The sequence below is a fragment of the Psychrobacter pygoscelis genome (assembly GCF_004335015.1).
GTDB lineage: Bacteria > Pseudomonadota > Gammaproteobacteria > Pseudomonadales > Moraxellaceae > Psychrobacter > Psychrobacter pygoscelis.
On record NZ_RQRU01000006.1, the window covers coordinates 1 to 19,904 of the forward strand.

At 41.6% G+C, this 19,904-nt stretch carries 12 protein-coding genes, 2 tRNA genes and 1 pseudogene; 11 read left to right on the forward strand and 4 right to left on the reverse strand.

Annotated elements, in window-relative coordinates; all coding sequences use genetic code 11:
* Positions 1-171: 171 nt before the first annotated feature.
* Positions 172-1,851 (reverse strand): multidrug ABC transporter permease/ATP-binding protein, encoded by a 1,680-nt coding sequence (locus EGV92_RS11645; protein ID WP_207401797.1) that lies wholly within the window; start codon positions 1,849-1,851, stop codon positions 172-174.
* A gap of 565 nt (positions 1,852-2,416) precedes the next feature.
* Between EGV92_RS11645 and EGV92_RS11650 the strand changes: the two are divergent.
* A pseudogene (locus EGV92_RS11650) lies at positions 2,417-3,112 on the forward strand (DDE-type integrase/transposase/recombinase); the annotation flags it as partial.
* A gap of 108 nt (positions 3,113-3,220) precedes the next feature.
* On the opposite strand, the gene EGV92_RS11655 reads toward EGV92_RS11650, so the two are convergent.
* Positions 3,221-5,383, reverse strand: coding sequence for a TonB-dependent receptor family protein (locus EGV92_RS11655; RefSeq protein ID WP_131669470.1), 2,163 nt, complete (start codon positions 5,381-5,383; stop codon positions 3,221-3,223).
* A 191-nt stretch (positions 5,384-5,574) separates the two neighbouring features.
* On the opposite strand from EGV92_RS11655, the gene EGV92_RS11660 reads away from it, so the two are divergent.
* The 5 genes from EGV92_RS11660 to fecE all read left to right on the forward strand — a co-directional run bounded on the left by EGV92_RS11660 (position 5,575) and on the right by fecE (position 11,782).
* A complete protein-coding gene (locus tag EGV92_RS11660) occupies positions 5,575-7,674 on the forward strand; it encodes a TonB-dependent receptor (RefSeq protein WP_131669472.1) in 2,100 nt (699 codons plus the stop codon).
* An 89-nt stretch (positions 7,675-7,763) separates the two neighbouring features.
* Entirely contained in the window at positions 7,764-8,798 is a 1,035-nt protein-coding gene (locus tag EGV92_RS11665; RefSeq protein WP_131669473.1) for a Fe(3+) dicitrate ABC transporter substrate-binding protein, read from the forward strand.
* Positions 8,799-8,810: 12 nt separating this feature from the next.
* Positions 8,811-9,926: a FecCD family ABC transporter permease gene (locus tag EGV92_RS11670; protein WP_242678717.1), complete on the forward strand. Its 1,116-nt coding sequence runs from the start codon at positions 8,811-8,813 to the stop codon at positions 9,924-9,926.
* Between the two features lie 57 nt (positions 9,927-9,983).
* On the forward strand, positions 9,984-11,012 hold the full coding sequence (locus EGV92_RS11675) for a FecCD family ABC transporter permease (protein WP_242678718.1): 1,029 nt from the start codon (positions 9,984-9,986) through the stop codon (positions 11,010-11,012).
* On the forward strand, positions 11,012-11,782 hold the full coding sequence (gene fecE / locus EGV92_RS11680) for a Fe(3+) dicitrate ABC transporter ATP-binding protein FecE (RefSeq protein WP_131669476.1): 771 nt from the start codon (positions 11,012-11,014) through the stop codon (positions 11,780-11,782). The genes EGV92_RS11675 and fecE overlap by 1 nt, the downstream gene beginning before the upstream one ends.
* A 133-nt stretch (positions 11,783-11,915) precedes the next feature.
* Here fecE and EGV92_RS11685 read toward each other — a convergent pair.
* Positions 11,916-11,992, reverse strand: a tRNA-Asp gene (locus EGV92_RS11685).
* A 36-nt stretch (positions 11,993-12,028) separates the two neighbouring features.
* A tRNA-Val gene (locus tag EGV92_RS11690) sits at positions 12,029-12,104 on the reverse strand.
* 716 nt (positions 12,105-12,820) lie between these two features.
* Between EGV92_RS11690 and EGV92_RS11695 the strand changes: the two genes are divergently transcribed.
* The 5 genes from EGV92_RS11695 to EGV92_RS11720 all read left to right on the forward strand — a co-directional run bounded on the left by EGV92_RS11695 (position 12,821) and on the right by EGV92_RS11720 (position 19,789).
* Positions 12,821-14,362 carry a cardiolipin synthase gene (locus EGV92_RS11695; protein WP_131669606.1) on the forward strand — a complete coding sequence of 514 codons (1,542 nt, stop codon included), beginning with the start codon at positions 12,821-12,823 and terminating at the stop codon, positions 14,360-14,362.
* Between the two features lie 74 nt (positions 14,363-14,436).
* Positions 14,437-15,939 carry a tetratricopeptide repeat protein gene (locus tag EGV92_RS13970; protein WP_165525614.1) on the forward strand — a complete coding sequence of 501 codons (1,503 nt, stop codon included), beginning with the start codon at positions 14,437-14,439 and terminating at the stop codon, positions 15,937-15,939.
* A 294-nt stretch (positions 15,940-16,233) separates the two neighbouring features.
* Positions 16,234-16,554, forward strand: coding sequence for a hypothetical protein (locus tag EGV92_RS11710; RefSeq protein ID WP_131669479.1), 321 nt, complete (start codon positions 16,234-16,236; stop codon positions 16,552-16,554).
* Positions 16,555-16,917: 363 nt separating this feature from the next.
* Positions 16,918-18,696, forward strand: a complete 1,779-nt coding sequence (locus EGV92_RS11715; protein ID WP_242678719.1) for a 3-deoxy-D-manno-octulosonic acid transferase — start codon at positions 16,918-16,920, stop codon at positions 18,694-18,696.
* A 217-nt stretch (positions 18,697-18,913) separates the two neighbouring features.
* A complete protein-coding gene (locus EGV92_RS11720) occupies positions 18,914-19,789 on the forward strand; it encodes a 16S rRNA (uracil(1498)-N(3))-methyltransferase (RefSeq protein ID WP_131669481.1) in 876 nt (291 codons plus the stop codon).
* Positions 19,790-19,904 lie beyond the last annotated feature (115 nt).

The window sequence follows — 19,904 nt, forward strand, 5'->3', positions numbered from 1 at the left end:
CTGCTAGGGCATAATATGACTACTATATTGCTGTTAAGTTACTAAAACCTTCAACAATATATCATTATTAAATATCATTAACAAATGTTAATCATTATTAGTTAGATATTTTTTATAATAAAGTTGGTTAATACTTATTTATTTTTTGATTTATCGATTTAAATGAATTGCTTAGTTGATTTGTGCGATAGCATCGCGACTGGCGTTAACTCTGTCTTGACCTGTTAATTCAATAAGCTGACCATTATGCATTTGTAGTAACCTATCGGCTTGTTCAAAATAGTGATCATCATGACTGATAATGAACAGCGTCTTGCCCATCACCTTGAGCTTTGGAATTAGCTCATGATAAAACACCCTTCGAAACTGTGGGTCTTGATCAGCCGCCCACTCATCTAACAAGATAAAATCGCGCTGCTCCATGACCGTCAATAGTAGAGCTAGTCGTTTGCGTTGGCCTTGCGACAGCTCTTGATTGAGCACCTTGCCTTGATTATCAATATCGAGTTTATCTTGCATTTGTAGTAACGTGAGCCACTCTGACATCAGGGCCTGCTCAGACTCGTTCAAGCTATGACTATCTCTATCAGACCCATGCGGGCTTAAAACGGTTTTGAACAAGTGTAAATCACTATAGACCGCTGAGAAATACTGCCGATAAGAGGATAAGTCGATCTTATAGTCATCAAAGCGTATCTGACCTGAGTGTGGTCGATACAGTCCTGTAAGTATCTTAGCCAGTGTGGACTTGCCACTGCCATTACCACCGATTAAAAAGATTACCTCACCTTTGTGTACTGTCAGATTAATTGGACCTATCCCAAAGCTTGGTTTGCCGTCGTCGTCCGTATAATGGTAGCGGATATTTTGTAGTTGCAGTGTTTGCCATGGCTTGGTCTTGGTAAGCACGTCAAATCCTGATCGCTTAGCCGCCAATTGCAGCTCGTTTATTTTATTAAAGCTGACATGAGCGTTTAAAAAGTTAGGAATAATGCCCAGTAGTTGAATGAGTGGGGATTTTAAAAATAGTATGGTCACGGCAAAGGTCGTGGCGGTGGCGCTATCGGCCCAGCCTAATATCACCGCCAAAAAGAACACTACCCCGATAGTGCCTAAGACCATGGTATCGGCCCAGTTTAGGGCAGTAAAATGCAAGGTATCGCCATAGACGATGTGCTTACGAATCTTGAGCGCATGCTGTTTAAACTCTTGATGATATAGCCTCTTCGCTCTAAGCCGATTGAGTGACAGCTCCTTGCGACCATTGATTATCGACTCAAAATCTTGATAGATATCATCCTCGGCATCGCGAACGATCTTGTACTGTTTGTAGACGTGCTTCACCAGTAAAGAGCCAACGCCACCTGTCATCCCTATCATCATTATCACTACGAAAAATAAGTCCCAAGCTAGATAGCCCAAATAAGCGGCGGCCGTTATACATAAAATCGAGGCTTGAACAAAGGCAGGTAAGCTCATGAAAGCTGATTGCACAGTATTAATGTCTTTAGACAAAGTAGCTAAGATGCGAGAGCTGCCAATGCGCTCAATTGTGGCAATATCAGTATCCAGCACACGTTTGACTAAGCCATTTCGGAACTCAAAGACAAACTTATGGCCAATGTAGCTCAAGCTAAATTGTGCCACCCAGCTTAGGGTGAATAGCAATATCAGCAGGCCAATCAGCTGATACAGCATACGCCAAGGCTCATCGCTAAATTGGCTTAAGGAGTTGTTGATATAAGCGATTAAACTGACACCAGCGATGGCACTGGCGATACTAATAAAGGTCAGCCAAATGAGCTGGTATCGGTACTGATTAATTATTAATCGCCATAAATGCATGGGCATGAAACCTTATAAAAGTTTAGAGTTTATTAGTTAAATAAGATACTATCATAGCGAATGATAATTATTACTAATAAAATCTTTTAGGATTTATGTTTCATGTATTTGGGTCGATAAGTGTTTTTATCGCCACTCTTTAATCAAGAAATACTCTAGCTCCGGTTGAAGTGGCTCTATATCTAGTCTCAGACATACGGTGACTAAGGTCATCTTTATCGGTCTGATTAATTCATTTAGATAGTTATAACGTTTGGAGAGACAATGTTAAACATCGATCCAGTAGAGCTTACTATTTATTTAAAGGAAGACTTGACTTAAGAATATCAGTCCTTCGGTGATCACCCCAAAAAAATAATAACACTTAAAAGTAGAAGCTAACTGCTAAAATATCAGCAGGAGATTTCGACATGACAAAATCAAGACTTACCGACACCCAAATCGCTAATATACTCAAACAAGCTGAACAAGGTGTGCCTGTCAGCGACATACTACGGGATGAGCGAGGATAAGTTACTGTCCAGTGGACAGTAACCCGAAGTGCAAGACGGAGAGCTAAGCTCGTAGTAATATTAGTCAAAGTACCTTCTATAAATGGCGATCCAAGTAAGGTGGTATGGATGTCTCACTAATCACTCGCCTAAAAGAATTAGAGGCCGAGAACGCTCGTCTGAAAAAGATATACGCTGAAGAAAGGCTTAAATCAGACATTCTTCAGGACGGCATGTCAAAAAAGTGGTAGCGCCAGCAAGGCGCAGGGAGTTAGCTCAGCATTACGTTGATGCTCACGGTTTAAGCATACGCATGGCCTGTATGGTATTTAACATCACCTGACCTGCTACTACTATCAGCCAAAGACAGTAGATGACAATGATCAGATAGCTAAGCTGTTAATCCAGCTGACAAACAGCCATAAGAACTGGGGCTTTAAACTGTGCTTCTTGTATCTAAGAAATGTACTAGGACTGCCTTACAATCATAAGCGGGTTTATCGAATCTACCGTGAACTTGAATTAAATCTTAGAATGAAGCCTAAACGTCGTATTAAGCGAGAAAGACCTCAAAAGCTACTGTGCCCACTAGCATTAATCAAAGCTGGAGCCTGGACTTTATGCACGATGCGCTAACTGATGGTAGGGCTATTAGACTGTTTAATGTCATTGATGACTATAACCGTGAAGCATTAACCATCGAGGTAGACTTCTCACTGCCTGTTCAAAGGGTGATACGTAGTTTAAGTCAGCTGGTAGAGTGCCGTGGTAAGCCTATTTATTTTAAAAGGGTAAAAAAGCGATAGAGCTTGAGTTCCATCGCTTTAGAATGCACCGCTTTTTATGACTCATAAGAGAGTATATATTTAAATCATGTTTAAGATTTAAAACTGATAATTGACTCCAAATTTATAAGAGCGTCCTGGTGCAGGATAGCGCCCTACAGGGCTGGTATCAATACCACGGAAATAATACTGCTCATCAAGTAAATTATTAATACCAAACTGTACTGATAATTTTTTATCATCTGTATCTTTGATAGTTTTTTGGAGGTTGAAGTTCCATACTGTGTAAGCAGGTATTTCACCTTTTCCACCATCAGCACTTTCTTCTACTGTATTAGCATTATCCGTAAAGGCCTTAGAGTAATAAATGCCTGATAGTGTACCAACAAAGTCCTCATAACCATAACTGGCTGACCAGCCAAGCTGATGTTTTGAGCTATAAGGCAGTTGATTACCCTTGTCATCTCCTTCTTCTAATGTAGAGTCTAAATAATTATACGATAGTCCTAAATCTAAACTATCAAACTGCTCAGGTGTATAGCGGATGGATGTTTCTAAACCCTGATGTAAGGTATGTCCAACATTATCAAAGGATTGCTGAGCACTGTTCCATTGTAGTTGGTCTTTAAAATCAATTCGATATAGCCCTAAGTTGGCTTGTAAGTTATCGTTGGTATAGCGAGTACCAACTTCATAGTTCCAAGCCAGTTCACTACCTTCCTCACCTTTACCACGGATATAAGCAATTTGTGGGGTACGTAAGGACTTTTGAGCATTGGCGTACGCTATCCATAAGTTATCTTTATCATTGACATCACTAAGCTGATAAGAAGCAGTCAAACCTGGTAGCCAGTCGGTAATGGTATTTTTATCTTGAGTGTTTTTACCTTTATCATTGAATACCATTTTGGCAGTTTCATAACGTAGCCCTGGAGTGACTTTTATCTTGCCATTCATTAAACCAATTTCATCACTGATATAACCTGCCCAAGCATCTGTTTTTAGATGCCAATCTCGAGGTGTACTAATTGCAGAATCACCTAATTTACGTTGGGTTAGCTTGTAGTCAATCTCCTCATTGACATAACGAATACCACTAATGACATGATGGGTAGCAGTTTCAGGGCTTCCAAACTCAATAGAGAATTTTGGCTCTACACCGTAAACGTTGAATTCACGTGGGGAGGTACGCAGAGTATCAGAAGCAACAGCAGGATCTGCCCAGTGAACACCTTGCTTCTTAAATTGTGAATTAAACCCCCACTCAAAGTTACGATTTGCATGATGTCCAAAGGCAGTTACATCTGCCACAGCTTGATTACCAAAATTTAAATAGTTTTTATATCTAGCGTGCCAACGAGTAGATTTGCCTTGGTAGGCTTCTAGTGGACGTTGTGACTGTTCAACATTTTGCTTGTAAGCATCAGGTGATAATGCACCAGGCATTTGTGTATCAGCATCATAGTATTGTAAAAATCCCTCGAGTTCTTGGGTATCATCGATATACCAAAGCGCCTTGGCCTGTATATTGGCTACTTTAGTATCCGAGTGATCACGAAAACTATCCCCTGTTAAATAGTTGGCTTCGAGTTGTACACCTAAATTATCGGTAAGCCATCGACTATGGCTAGCATATAAGTCAGTAAGTGATTTACCATTTTGCTCAAATAAAGTGACATCTGAACTAAGTTCCGTTTGTGTCTTACCTGGTATTGGCTTAGTGACTAAGTTGATTACCCCACCAACATTGTTTGGGCCATACTGTGTGGCCGCACCACCACGTACCACATCAATACGATCAATATTTGATAAAGTAGCAGGAAATATTGATTGCCCTGTATGTCCATAAGGAGCAAGGGTTAATGGAATGCCGTCCATTAAAAATTGAGCTTGTCCACTACGACTAGAATTTAAACCACGTATGGCGATATTGGGTAATACACCTGTTCCTGTTTCATCTTGAACTTTTACACCCGGTATATGCTGTAATGCACCATCAATAGAATTAGATGCTGTTTTTTCTATAACCTCTTTCTCAATAACAGTACGATTTCCGGCAAAATCTTTCACTGTATCCCTACTAGAATCACCTAAAGTTTCGGCAGTTATTACGATAGTATCAAGAGTCATCGTCGAAGTATTATCTGGAGTAGATTGTGAAGAGCCTTGTATACTTTCTGAAGTATTGTTATCAGCAAAGCTTTGCTGATAAGCAAGCACTAATGCCACACACAAAGTTGTATGTCTTAGAGGACTAGCCATAATGATTTCCAGTATTTTTTAAGTAAATTAAAAATAATAGTAAGTTAATTGTATGTTACTGAATTATTGCAATTTTAAACGACATTGCTTATCATTTGCAAATAATATTAGTTTTAATTAATACTAGATTTCTCTTTTATATCTAACACCTGCGTTTTCTTAAATGGCATGACTTCAATAGTAGGCTTACTATGAAATACTCTGTACAAAAACCTTTGGTTCAAGCAATAAAACATGTCCTGACTTTTTCTGTATTAGGAGCAGGGTTATTAGTTAATGCAAATGCTTTTGCTCAAGATAGTTCTAATACGGCTTATCCATCACAAACAAGCACAACATTTTTACCATCTACTACAATTGATCCTATTGTGATTACTGCAAAAACTTATGAAGGCTATGCAGAATATGCACCAACCTCAGGAACAAAAACCAGTACTGAATGGCTGGATGTACCTCAGTCAGTTTCTGTAGTTACTAAAACGGAATTAGAAGACCGTGGGGCTGTGCGTGTATTAGAGGCAATGAAAGGGGTGGCAGGGCTGAATAATACGCTAGGGGAGGGTAGCCGTGATGAGTTTATTATCCGTGGGTTTAATGGATTAAATGACATTTATAGTGATGGCATGCGTGATGATGGTAAGTTGCAATCATACCGCAGTTTGGCAAATGTTGAACGTGTCGAAGTCGTTAAAGGACCTGCAGGTGCATTATATGGTCGAGGTAGTTCTGGTGGTGTTATTAACTTCGTTAATAAAAAAGCAGAGGGTGAAGAATTTAACAAAGTACAAGCACAAGTCGGTAGTGATGGCTTAGCGGTGGCTCGTATTGATAGCTCCCATAAGTTGTCTAATACAATTAATGCTCGAGTTAATGCTGAATATCGTCGTAGTGATTCTTATGTAGATGATGTGGATTCCAATGACTTCTTTATCGCTCCGACACTGCGTTGGCAACCTAATGACCAACATACTCTAGATGTCTCATTAGATTATATGCATCAGCACTTAGTACCTTATCGTGGTGTCCCCTCAAAAGATGGTAAGCCTGTTGATGTAGAAGTTAACACTTACTATGGTGCTCCCAATGATTTTCAGGATTCAGATACTTGGCATGCCAGTGTTAATCATCAATACAACATTAATGAGAACATGACCTGGACAAATCGTGCTTCTTATAATCATATTACGCTTGAGCAAAAAGGCACACGTCAAGCCACTACGCCAGTGACAGGAGATACCATTGCTCAAACGGTCAATAATTTTGGTTATGATCCTCGTACTACTGCTACTTTACAGTCTGAGTTAGAATGGAATTTAGGCGACCATGAGTTATTATTCGGGGCGGATTATAATAATATTGATATTGATCTGATGCTAGCATCTGACAAAAACATTCCTTCTAAATCCTTAATAAATCCCGTCAGTATCGATACACCTAATCCTAGTTTTCCGCCATTTCGTAAAAACAGCACACAAAGCATTGGTGTATTTGCTCAAGATGTGTTTCATTTAGGTGATTGGTCACTGGTTGGTAATCTTCGTTATGATGATATAAAACTTGAGCAAACCTTTAAAGGAAAAGACAGTGAGCTAAAAGATGATAAGTTAAGTTATCGAGCTGGTGTGGTGTATGACTTTAGTGAAGATACTTCAGCTTACGCTACGATGGGACGCTCATGGCAATTGCCTTATGCAGGGATTTATATCAATCCAAAATTGAGCGCATTGTATCAAGCTGACTTAAAAGAGTTGGGAATTAAGACTTATCTAAATGATAGTAAGATCATGCTCAATGCTGCACTATATCGCATTGACCAAGAACAGCCCAAAACTAATGAAAATCGTGAAGTAATTGCTAAAGATGAGTTTCGCCATCAAGGCATTGAGCTAGAAGCTCGTGGTAAAGTTAATGAAAATTGGGATGTATCTGCTGGCTATAGCTACATTAAAGCAGAAAATACTGAGACAGGTTTACGACCCAACGATATTCCAAATCAAACTTTCTCTGTCTGGACAGCCTACCAACCAACGGAGCAATGGCGTATCGGTGGTGGGGTTAACTATGTCAGCGATCGTTATGCAGGTGATAATGAAGCGGTAAAACTAGATGGTTATACCACTCTTGACTTGATGTCCGCCTATAGCATAGGTAAACACAACATTCAGTTAAATCTTAATAATGCTCTAGATAAAAAATACGCACTTGGAGCAACTAATGGTAAATCAGGACTGAATCAAATTGGTCTGGGGGCACCTAGAACTTGGCTATTGACGTATAACTATGAATTTTAGTTCTTAAAGCTTAGTCTAGCTTTTCTCACTTAGAGCATATTGGGGCCCAATATGCTCTCATCTCATCTAAATCTAAGGGTTATCCAGCCATGAGCCAACATCGTCTTGCCATTATTATTCCTGTTTTTGTGATTACACTTATTATAGTCGGTGGTGGATGGTTTATTATCAGCCAGAAAAATTCTTCAAGTACGATAGAAACTACTAGTATTAATGTTAATGATGCTGACAATAATGTCAACAGTGCTACCAGTCAAAATTTAGAAGATGGTATTCACTTACTTACTGAGCAACAAATCACCCAACATGTCCCCAATTTAGATAAATTCCCACAAAATCCTCAGCGTATTGTAGTGATGGAGTTTTCATTTTTAGGAGATATTTTAGCGGTAGGGTTACAGCCTGTTGGTGTTGCTGATGACAATAAGCCTGACAGCATTATCCCTGAATTTAGTAGTGAAGTGAACGACTATACTTCAGTTGGATCACGCTATCAGCCAAGCCTTGAAACTATCGCTGATCTAAAGCCAGATTTAATCATTGCTGATGAAGAACGCCATACTATTATTGCTGATGAGTTAAACCACATTGCCCCAACAGTAGTGCTAAAAAGTCGGGGGGAAACTTATGAAGAAAATCTACAATCAGCACAGCTTGTCGGTCATATCGTCCATCAAGATGAAAAAATGGCACAAGCCATCAATCAACACCTGCAAACCATGCATGGTTATAAAGCCCAACTAGTCGATAGTAAGTTAGCTAACCAAAGCGTCCAATTTGCCATTATCTCTGATAAAGGTATGTGGTTTCATGGCCCTCGCTCTTATGCAGGTACTGTACTTGAATATCTTAATATCAACAGTCCGATTCCTAAACAAACACAAGAGGCATATATTCCCACCAGTCTAGAACAACTGGTCGCAGCGGATCCAGATTGGTTACTCATTGGTCGTTATAATGACCATACTGTATATGATGAATGGCAATCCTCACCATTATTTCAGCAGCTTAAAGCGGTAAAAAATAATCATGTGATTGAAGTTGATCCTACTTATTGGGCATTAAACCGTAGTATGCAATCAGCTGAACACATGGCTCAAGATATCATCAACATAAGCCAATAAGAGTCCATTACTGTGGCTACTCAATCAGTGATAAATCCATCTACAAAGCAAGTCAATAAGCAGTCACGTTGGTTACTGTTGCTATTATGGGTGGGCTTACTATTTGTATTGTGCATTGGTATATGGCAAGGGTTGACCGCCTATTCTAAGTTCCATTTAACCATCGTAGATTTATGGCGACTGCTTGCTCAATATATTAGCTCTTACCTACCTTTTGATTGGTTACCTAGGCTTGCAAATGAAGCTTCTAGTACAGCAACAGCCAGCCAGCTTATTGTGAATGTGCGCTTGCCTAGAGTATTGGTTGCTGTCTTTGTTGGGGCAAATTTAGCAGTAGCAGGTCTGCTGATGCAGGTTATAACTCGCAATACCTTAGCTTCACCTGCGGTACTGGGTATTAATTCGGGGTCAGCTTGTGTGGTTGCCCTATCCTCTATTGGCTTAGGATTTGGCTTTTTACACTCTACTTTTTTGCAAGCCTTAGTGGGTGCTGTGATTGCTTGTGGCTTAGTTGCTAGCTTAGCAGGATATTTTTCTGGGCGACGGGTACATCCTGTACGCCTGATATTATCAGGGGTGGCGATTAATGCATTACTCATTGGTATCACTCGTGCAGCCTTGATTGTCACTGATGAGCAAGCTTACGGCGTGCTGTATTGGCTGGCAGGGTCGATTGCTAATAGCCAATGGCAACAACTGTCTATATTAGTTCCTATTTCACTTATATGCTTGGCTTATACTATTTGGCTTTCACCTCGCTTCAATGTATTGGTATTGGGAGATGATGTTGCCAGTAGTTTAGGTATTAATTTACGCAGTTTGCAATGGTCTTGTGGTGCTTTGATTGTCATCTTATCGGCAATTAGTGTGGCAGTGGCAGGACCGATTGCCTTTGTAGGGCTTATTATTCCACATATTGCCAAACGCCTATTACGCCAAGTTAGTCGATTGTCTTACCTTCAGCTTGTACCGCTAAGTATGCTTTTAGGTAGTATTTTGATGGTATGGGCGGATGTGTTATCACGTGCTATCGCTTTTCCTGCTGAAACGCCAGTTGGTTTATTAACTGCCTTGATAGGAACACCTATCTTTATTGCCTTAGCCTGTCAACGACGCCTAGAGACTTAGAAAGTTAGATATTTAGGGCTTTAGATGTTTAAAAACTTAGAGAACTAAAAAATACTCATGTCAAACTCACCATTACAGTCGCAGCAAACAAAAAGCTCTTTTTTGTCATTATCACATCCTATGTTGATAGGTTTGATTGTACTGGTACTACTTGTACTGAGTATTGGCAGTATTTTTATGGGGGCAAGCTCATTAAGCAATGGGCAAATATGGCAAAACTTATGGCAAGGATTTGTCGGTGAGCAAGATTTTGTGGTGTGGCAACACCGTTTGCCTCGTACGATATTGGCAATATTAGTGGGAGCAAGTCTTGGGCTATCAGGCTGTCTGGTACAAGGTATTATCCGCAATCCATTAGCGTCACCAGATTTATTAGGTATCAGTGCTGGGGCGGGGTTTTGTGCTACCTTGCTGTTGGTGATGGTGCCTGCTTCACCAACATGGTGGCTGTCTATTGCTGCTTTATTGGGAGGGTTATTGGCATTTTGTTTGATTGTGCTTTTGGCACAAATCAGCAATCCAACCCCTGCACGATTAGCATTAATTGGGGTGGCTATCAGTGCTTTTTTGGCAAGTGCGATTAACTTTTTATTAGTGATATATCCTGTCGAAATCAATACAGCTATGATTTGGCTAACAGGTAGCTTGTGGGGGCGAGGTTGGCAACATATTCCTGCATTATTATTAACCTTTGGGTTACTGTTATTACTAAGCTTTTATTTGGCGTGGCGATTGGATGTACTGGGACTGGGAGAGCAAACGGCTCATCACTTGGGTATATCTGTCAGACCCATTGAGTTTACTACCTTATTAACCGCCGTTATTATTGCCAGTTTGGCAGTATCAGTTGCAGGAACTATCAGCTTTATTGGATTGCTTGCACCACACATTGCCCGTTTGTTATTTGGGCATCAGCATCGCCTATTGATACCTCTATCTGCCTTAATAGGAGCTATTATCTTAGTTTTAGCAGACAGTCTGGCTCGTAGTTTGTTTGCTCCTGTTGAATTGCCCGCAGGCGTACTGACAGCTGTTATTGGTGCGCCATATTTTATCTTTTTGCTTTCTCGCTATCGAGGGTGGTAATGTTCTCTATTCAAAACTTACAGTTAGGCTATCATCACAACAGTGATCCCATTATTAAAGAGTTAAGTTTAGAGTTACCAAAAAATAAAGTCATCGGACTTATTGGTCCAAATGGCTGTGGCAAATCAACTTTATTAAAAGGATTGTCTCGCTTAATTGAGCCACAAGCAGGCAAAGTGTTATTAGGTGACACTGATATGGCAAGCTTGAGCAATCGGCAAATTGCTCAACAAATTTCTGTGTTACCACAAAGCCAAACACACCCTGAAGGTCTAACCGTTAGGCAGTTGGTAGAATATGGTCGAACACCTTATGTATCGCACTGGGGTAAACTGAGTCAGCAAGATAATAAAATTGTCGATAGGGTAATGGCAGAGATGTCTATTGAATCACTATCTGATACGGCATTAGAGGCACTATCAGGTGGACAACGGCAACGTGTCTGGATTGCTATGATATTAGCTCAAGATACTGACATTATTATGCTTGATGAACCTACTACATTTTTGGATATTGCCTATCAGATTGAGCTAATGAAACTTATGCGAGACTTAAAAGAGCAAGGAAAAAGCATCATTGTCGTGTTGCATGATTTAAACCAAGCGGCTCGTTATTGTGATTGGTTAGTATTGCTCAAAGTGGGTAAGCTACAGGGTTTTGGCACGCCACAAGAGGTCATTACACAAGCTATGCTCGCTGATGTGTTTGATGTACAAGCCCAAATTATCTCTGAGCCTATTTCAGGAGCTCCGATGTGTTTGTATTTGTGATATATGACTGGATATCTGCAAGATTAAGTTATTTGGCTTAATCAAACCAAAAACCTAAAGACACAAAAAAACCCCAAGCAAATAAATACTTGGGGTTGAAACTTCGTTAACTAAGTTAATTTAGTTTTAAATATGGCGCAGCGGACGGGACTCGAACCCGCGACCCCCGGCGTGACAGGCCGGTATTCTAACCAACTGAACTACCGCTGCTTAGGTCGTCTAGCTTTTTTACCACAAGCTATTAAGTGGTGGGTGATGACGGATTCGAACCGCCGACATTCTGCGTGTAAGGCAGACGCTCTACCAACTGAGCTAATCACCCTGAGCGAGGAAGCAACGAAGCACTGCTTCGTCCGAGCGCAAGAGAATTTGCTTATTCGCAAATTCTAAAAGCTCAATACCTTCACTTAGGTATAACCTTTTATTTCAACAGAAAATCTAGTATAAGAGATTTTCTATTTAATCTAAGAAGTAACTGTCACATTCTACTCAGATTTTTAAACAACGTAGCCTTAATCAATTTATTACTAAGGTCCGTCGCTGTGGGTGTGTATTATATAGATTTGAGATTGGCTGTCAAATCTTTTTTTATTTTTATTTAGTGAGACCGATTAACACTATTGCTCAGACTCAATTTATTGGTCTTAAGGAGGCCACTGTGAGCTTATGAATATAGTAGGAACTTTGTAGAGTCAATTCAATTCAGCTAGCGTGAGCTTTCTCTAGCTGACATCTTAGGCACTTTGCATAGTTGTATGTTCAAGTTAGCTAGAAAACGACCCACTAGACACTAAGATAGATATCCATCTTATCTTAAATTAACTTGAACAATTTTATATAGCTAGTATAAGTTGAATAGGTGAGTTAGTCGTAATGATGATAGACAATAATATATAAATCATTATGATAAGCTACCTTTGAGATAGGCGCGTAAGAGTTTGCGAGGAGATAGTCATAGATACTCAGGTTTTTGATCATTTGTTTGAGGCGTGGTCATGGATTGATGTGGCGCAACTGGGATTGCTGGCTCATGTTGTGATGATGATATTACTCACGCTGCGTATCTTGTCAGTGCAGCGTAATGTCGGTGTGGCGATTGCTTGGTTGGTTATCTTATTTACGCTACCTTTGGTTGGCATGGTTGCCTATCTATTGGTAGGCGAACCAATGATTGGCCGCCGTTATCTGCAACGAACTGAGCAGGCACGGGCGCTATTAAATGAGATGGCTCAGCGAGAGCGCTTGATATTTGACCAAGGTCAAGAGCTATTGCCTGAGACCTATCGCGGGGTCAGTCGTATCGGGACGATTTGGACGGGCTTTGGGGTCTATGATAATCATAAAATGAAGCTTTTGACCGAGCCTGATGAGATATTTAATCAGCTACTTCACGATATTCATTCTGCCCAGCGTGTGATTTTGATGGAGTTTTATATCGTTTATCCAGAAGGCCGAGTTTGTGAGGTATTAGACGCAGTAATAGCAGCAGCACAGCGTGGTGTCGAGTGTCATCTGCTAGCTGACAGTGTCGGTAGCTTCAATTTCTTTAACTCATCGTTTTATCATAAGTTAAGTCATGCTGGGGTAATCGTGCATCAGTCTTTACCCGTAGGCTTATTTAAGACCCTATTTAAGCGAACTGACTTACGTAATCATCGTAAGATTATCGTCATTGATGAAGATATCGGCTATACCGGCAGCTTTAACCTAGTGGACCCAGCATATTTTAAGCAAGATAAAGATGTCGGGCAGTGGATCGATACTATGGTACGCATCAAAAGCCGTAAACCGATCAGTATCGTGACGGCAATGGCAAAAGTAGTCGTGACTGACATTGGCGCTGAGAGTAATAGTAATTTAGATGCGTTGAATCAACGAATTAATACCTACACTCGAAAGCTGTACATGATGAATCCGCGGATTAATGATGTTAACGATTCAGCCGATCGAGTGGTTGGACTGATGACTGAGGCAGAGGAGGATTGGATTATTAGCGGTGAGGTCGTCTCTGCACCTTTACCAGCGGTAGAGCCAGTCACTGCTCAGCTTATTCCCTCAGCACCGCAAGTGACAGCGCATGTGATTTACAATACATTAGTGACCGTCATTCATCGCGCTGATGAGCGGATTCAGATCACGACACCTTATTTTGTGCCGGATGAAGCGCTACTTGGTGCATTGACGACGGCGGCCAAGCGTGGGGTCGAGGTAACGCTGATTATTCCCAAAACTGTTGATTCTTTTATGGTGCAGCATGCTTCGCAAGCTTATTATGAGGAGCTATTAGAGGCTGGCGTGACGATAGCCTTATTTCGCGGTGGATTGCTGCATACTAAGACCGTGGTTGTCGATGATGAATATTGTCTGTTCGGTACTGTCAATATCGACATGCGCAGCTTTTATCTCAATATGGAAGTCAGTCTGGCTATTTACTCGCCAGCTATGGTGGCTCAGGTGGCTGCCTGTCAGGATTCCTATCTTAATCACTGTGAGATTTTGTGTCTAGAGCAGTGGCAGCAGCGGCATAACTTTAAGCGATTGTTCGATAATGGTATGCGCCTGTTTAGCCCTTTGCTGTAACCTAGCGTTAGCCTGTAAATACCCTGATTAAGCATTACTTTCAATAAGGCTTAAACTATAGAGGATTGACCTTGATGCCCGTTGATAATTTAATTAAGTCATCTACCAATAAAGACACGGATAATAAAGAAAGCGTTAATAAAAATGCTGCTAATAAAGATGCTTTGGTAGTTGTCTCAAGTCCCAGCACGGCCTCAGCATTAGGAAGTACACGAACTAATAAAAGTCAAGATGACGGGGCAACGATGGCTTATCGTCATCAGCTACAACAGTGCCAGCTCGACTATTCAATCGACAGTCTCAAACGGATAGACTTACTAATATCTAAAATTCGCCATGAGCTAATCGCCAACAATTTGACTGAAGCCACATTTTTGGCCCAGCCGAGTTGTCAACGCTTCCTTCGCTTTGTCGGGCGCTATAGTGGACAAGTATTGGCAAAGCAGTGGCATAACCAAGCGTATTGGTTAAGTGAAAAAGAGATCGCTCAGTGGAGTAAAAAGGTCGGCGCCATTCCAGAGCCTAATAACTTCTATCAGCAATTGGCCTGCCGCTATCAGCCGCTAGATGATAACCCTGTTACTGCGCAGCCCCTATCTAAGAATGCCCACTCTACCTTCGACGCAGTATATTTTGCCCTTGAGCCGATCGGTGCGAGACTGTTTGCCAGTATAGACCGACCATTTCGCTCCGTGAATGGCGAAGCGGTTGAAGGCAGTATTTTTTGGGCAATAGATAAGCGCTTGCCAACTAAGGTCGCTCAACAAGACGTGGAACAGCCTAAAGCCATTCAAAACGAGGCTATTCAAAACCAAGCTATTCAAAACGAGGCTATTCAAAACCAAGCTATTCAAAACCAAGCTATTCAAAACGAGGCCTTGCAATCAAAAGATTTAGGAGTGGTTAGTCAGCACTCAGAGTCAGAGACGACGCCAAGGCTTAATGGTGACTTAGCCGCGACTACACGCTCCACAGACCCTATCGTTAACTTAATAGACACGGTGATTAAAGAATTAGAGAGCATTGATAAGCAGCAAAACGCCGGAGATTTGCAATATCAACAAGCACTTAAGGTATTAAATGAATTCGATGAAGGGCAAGGTGAGTCCCAATCACAGCTTTATCATCTTAACGAAGATGAACTATCGCAACTGGCTAACGCTAAGCGGCAAAGCGCAATTGAGCAACTTAAGGAAGCCGCAGACTTAGGGCACAGTGCGGCAATGATTAGACTGGCATTGCTACAGCTATTCGGTGATGGGGATATCGAGGATCAAGCCGCTGGTATTGAGTGGCTTAATAAGGCCGCAGCTCAGGGCGATTCACGCGGCCAACGACTACTGAGTAAGCTGCATTATCAGGGGCTTAAAGTACCGCAAGATATTACTTTGGGTAAATACTGGCTAACTGAAGCGGCTAACAATGGTCACCCTGAAGCCGCTCAGATTATTACTCAGTGGCAGCAAGCAGAAGTACTGACCACGGTAAAAAAGCAATCACAAACGTCAAATAAGCGCTATGGTCTACTATTTGCTATAGTGCTGGTGCTGGCAGTGATCTTATTTGTGGCCATTTAAAGCTAAAAAGATGGCAGTTATTAATAGGAACTCATCACAGTTGCGCATCACATTATGAGGACGGTATTTTATTTAGAGTCGACTATATTTATACAAATAACCTGACTATAACCAATAAAAAATCCAGTATCCACTACAGACCAAAGGTATAATGCTATGGTAACGTGATTGTTGGTTTGTTTAGTTGTTACAAAGCTTCTGTTATGAGGTATAAAGACTAAAGTGTAAAACAATTTTATGCTTTGATGATGACCTAAGGATTTTATGCGCTTTTTCGCTTATATAGTATTACTTTTGATAAATATTTTCCCTTTTATGGTAGTGTCGCACGCTAATAGTGTCGCTGCGAGCAGTAAGAACAACTTAAAATTCACAGAGTTTCAGGGTGTGCTTGTTCAGACAGATACTGGTAAGCTGTTAAAGACCGCAAATGAGACCTATTTATTAATCGATAATAAAGCCATATTAGATGAGATCTTGGATAATAATAATGGGGTGTTGGTTCAGTCCTTTCGGGTTTGCTTAAGTGGTGTGCTAATTAACAATACCCAAGCTAATAAAAACCAATTTCCGCAAGTATTACTCGTGAAAAAAATATGTGGCACTGATGAATAGCTGTCTATTAGCGATAGTTATCAGTATTACTTAGGTTGTATAGCTCCTTTATTCTAGCCTGACATACGGATGAAGGGCTTAATGATTTTATATGGTATTGGCTGTATGACCCGTCATATCACTGGTGTTTTTGTGAGTAGGGTAGTTGTCAGTATCATGGGCTAATAACCAAGCCGCTGTGTCTAGTAAGCTTTAGATAGTATCGGGCGATATCAGTCTCTAAGTCGTTGTGCACAATGTTTAGTACAATAATTAATAAACGCAGAATTATAAATTTTTATGGTCTAATTCATTGTTAAGATTTTGTTTTATATCTATTTGCGCTAAAATCCACTTTCTTTTTGCCCGCATTTAGGCTGAATCATGCCCATCTCCTCCTCCGATCCAGAACGTCTCGACGATAGTAGCCCAACGCGCCCGTCAAAGTCAGCTTCTACCTCTGCTACAGATGCCTTATCTATAACTTCAAATCTAGCCACAAGTCCAATAATTGATCCACAATGTGAAGATGGTCTGGATCATGATCATAAGGGTGGTACTCAGGCTGTACGGGGCAATGATTGTCGCGGCGAATTCACGGCGCCACCTTGGTATTATCTGAGCGTGATGAGCTTACTAAAGCCGTTATATCGACTGTCAGTTTGGCGACGTTCTAAAAATAATGATAATTATGACAATGAGGTTGCTGAGCGTTTTGGTCATAGTTATCCCTCGCGGCCAGTACCGCCCCATATCAGTACCCATAAAGGGCGCAGCAGCAAAACAAGCTCTAGTAAAGCAGTTGTAGATCAGGCAGCGAGCAATAAAGTAGACCGGATAGATAGCGGTGACAAGCCAGTTAAGCAAAGTTCTCAGAGTCATCAAGGGTATTATGAGGATCATGGGCATCAGCGCGTTGCGCCGAGTGATACAGTAATAATAGACGAGACGCTTCATACTCGTCATAAGCAAGGCGTCATATGGTGTCATGCGGTATCGCTGGGCGAGACTAATACCATCGCGCCACTATTAGAACAGCTGCTCGCTGAAGGGTTTGGTATCTGGTTGACCAATACGACTCAGACGGGTCATGCTCGAGCTGAGTCGCGCTTTGCTAAGCAGATAGCGGCAGGGCACATGAGTCACAGCTATGTGCCTGTGGATAGTACGCCAGTCGTTGAGGCGTTTTTAGAGCATGTTCAACCTGTGGCGGCTTTATTCGTCGAGACTGAGCTGTGGGCGACGACACTATCAAGACTTGCTAGTCAGCAGATTCCAGCGATATTGGTCAATGCTAGGCTATCGGCCAGCTCATTTAAGCGCTATCAAAAGATAGACAAAGTCACTGCCAGTATGATGCAGAATCTTAGCTTGATCATCGCTCAAGATGCCGAATCAGCCAAGCGCTTTCGCCAACTAGGTGCGCCAAGCGCCAAGATTCGTGTGGCAGGCTCGCTCAAATGGGTCGTCAATCAGCCTCAGGTAAATGTGTTATCAGACTGCACTGATGAGCCAAGCTTGAATGATCAATTAACGGTTGCTACTCAAGGACGGCCAGTTTGGGTAGCAGCCAGTACTCATGAGGGGGAAGAGTCAATCGCACTGGCTGTGCAGCAGCAGTTGCTCACAAATTCAGAGTTGACCAAACCTTTACTGATTATTGTCCCAAGACATCCTGAGCGTTTCAGTGAGGTCGCAGCATTGATTGAGCGCGCTAATCTTACGATGGCGCGCCGTAGCTTGCACCAGTCGATTACCGAGGACATCCAAGTGTATTTAGCGGACACGATGGGAGAGCTGATGCACTGGTATCAAATAGCAGATGTGGCCGTGGTTGGCGGCTCCATGGTAGATATCGGTGGTCATAATCCTATAGAACCACTAAGCGTGGCCACTCCAGTAATTATGGGGCCATTCACCCAGTCTTGTCAGGAAGTGGTGGATACCTTAGTCGACAAAGGGGCCTTGTATCAGCTACCAGCCACAAAGTCGCCTGCAAAAGCTCAATCTGCCTTACAAGCTCAGCTTGAGAGGTGGCTGATAAATCTAGACAGTGCGCATCATGCAGGACAGTTGGGGTATAAAGAAGTCGAGCATCACCAGCTGGTCTTGCAACGTCAGCTCGATATGATCAAAACAGTAATAAAAGCTCACGCTTGGTAAATTTTAAACCAGCGTCTCGAATCGGTAAGATTATGAGTTAGCGAGATTCTATTCAGAGTCAGTGTTTGGATGGGACTTGCTCTAGTTCTGTCTTATCCTTTCTTATATTCTTCTCGAGTTCTATAGCAATTTTTTAGGAAGTACCAATAAGATGAACTGGAAGTACCAATAAGATGAACTGGAAGTATCAATAAGATGAACTGGAAGTATCAATAAGATGAACTGTTTGCTATTGCCCGAGTCAGCTTTTACTCCCTCATATCCTGATCCGCTACTAGCGTCCGATCGTCATCTAGCAGATGACACTAGGGCACACGCATATTGCCAAGCAAAGATTACTGATACTCAGCAATTGGCGCACATTAAAGATGTGCTTGGTGCAAAAGTAGGGGATACCCTAAAGATTGGTCAAAAAAATGGCAATCTAGGATCGGGCGTGATTGGGTCGATTAGGGCTGGTAGCATCACTCTAGTCGATGTGGCGCTTAATACTGCGCCGCCAAGTAAGCTAGAATTAACGATCGTATTGGCAGTGCCCCGGCCAAAAGTACTACGCCGTTTGATCATGGACATGACCGCTCTTGGGGTCAAGCATATTATCTTAGTCAATAGTTATCGCAGTCAAAAAAGCTATTGGCAAAGTCCGCTTTTACAGCGTCTTGATGAGTTCGTTGTTGAGGGTTTGCAGCAGGCGTGTGATACCGTAGCACCTAGCATTACTTTGAAAAAACGCTTTAAGCCTTTTGTGGAAGATGAGTTGGCTGAACACTGCAAGGCAGGGAAAGCTATAGTTGCTCATCCTTATGCACCCTTAAGTTTGCGGGACTATCTATCGTCCATTGAGGACACGGCATTGACTAAATCTCATCGCAGCTTGGCGCTAGAAGCCAGATTGGAAGATGATCAAGAGAGCCGTCAACAGTCCGTAAAAAGAGCGCTACCCACGCTTATATGTATAGGTGCTGAGGGAGGCTGGATTGATTATGAAGTCGAGCTATTACAAGCACAGGGCTGTCAGCCAGTGTCTATGGGCGCGCGAATATTGCGCACAGAAGCCGCAGTCAATGCGCTAATCGGGCAATGGTTAGTCTAGTATGAGTCAATGATGTAGATTGAATCTATGCTACAGCTCATACATCATTGAAAAGTAAATAATTAAAATTTATTGTTAAATTATAAAGACTAGCTAAAGCTCCAAGCAATATTAA

Excerpts from the sequence above, each read along its gene's own strand:
- EGV92_RS11645 (WP_207401797.1), bottom strand. The coding sequence starts at position 1,851 with ATGCCCATGCATTTATGGCGATTAATAATTAATCAGTACCGATACCAG.
- EGV92_RS11655 (WP_131669470.1), bottom strand. The coding sequence starts at position 5,383 with ATGGCTAGTCCTCTAAGACATACAACTTTGTGTGTGGCATTAGTGCTT.
- EGV92_RS11660 (WP_131669472.1), top strand. The coding sequence starts at position 5,575 with ATGAAATACTCTGTACAAAAACCTTTGGTTCAAGCAATAAAACATGTC.
- EGV92_RS11665 (WP_131669473.1), top strand. The coding sequence starts at position 7,764 with ATGAGCCAACATCGTCTTGCCATTATTATTCCTGTTTTTGTGATTACA.
- EGV92_RS11675 (WP_242678718.1), top strand. The coding sequence starts at position 9,984 with ATGTCAAACTCACCATTACAGTCGCAGCAAACAAAAAGCTCTTTTTTG.
- fecE (WP_131669476.1), top strand. The coding sequence starts at position 11,012 with ATGTTCTCTATTCAAAACTTACAGTTAGGCTATCATCACAACAGTGAT.
- EGV92_RS11695 (WP_131669606.1), top strand. The coding sequence starts at position 12,821 with ATGATGATATTACTCACGCTGCGTATCTTGTCAGTGCAGCGTAATGTC.
- EGV92_RS13970 (WP_165525614.1), top strand. The coding sequence starts at position 14,437 with ATGCCCGTTGATAATTTAATTAAGTCATCTACCAATAAAGACACGGAT.
- EGV92_RS11715 (WP_242678719.1), top strand. The coding sequence starts at position 16,918 with ATGCCCATCTCCTCCTCCGATCCAGAACGTCTCGACGATAGTAGCCCA.
- EGV92_RS11720 (WP_131669481.1), top strand. The coding sequence starts at position 18,914 with ATGAACTGTTTGCTATTGCCCGAGTCAGCTTTTACTCCCTCATATCCT.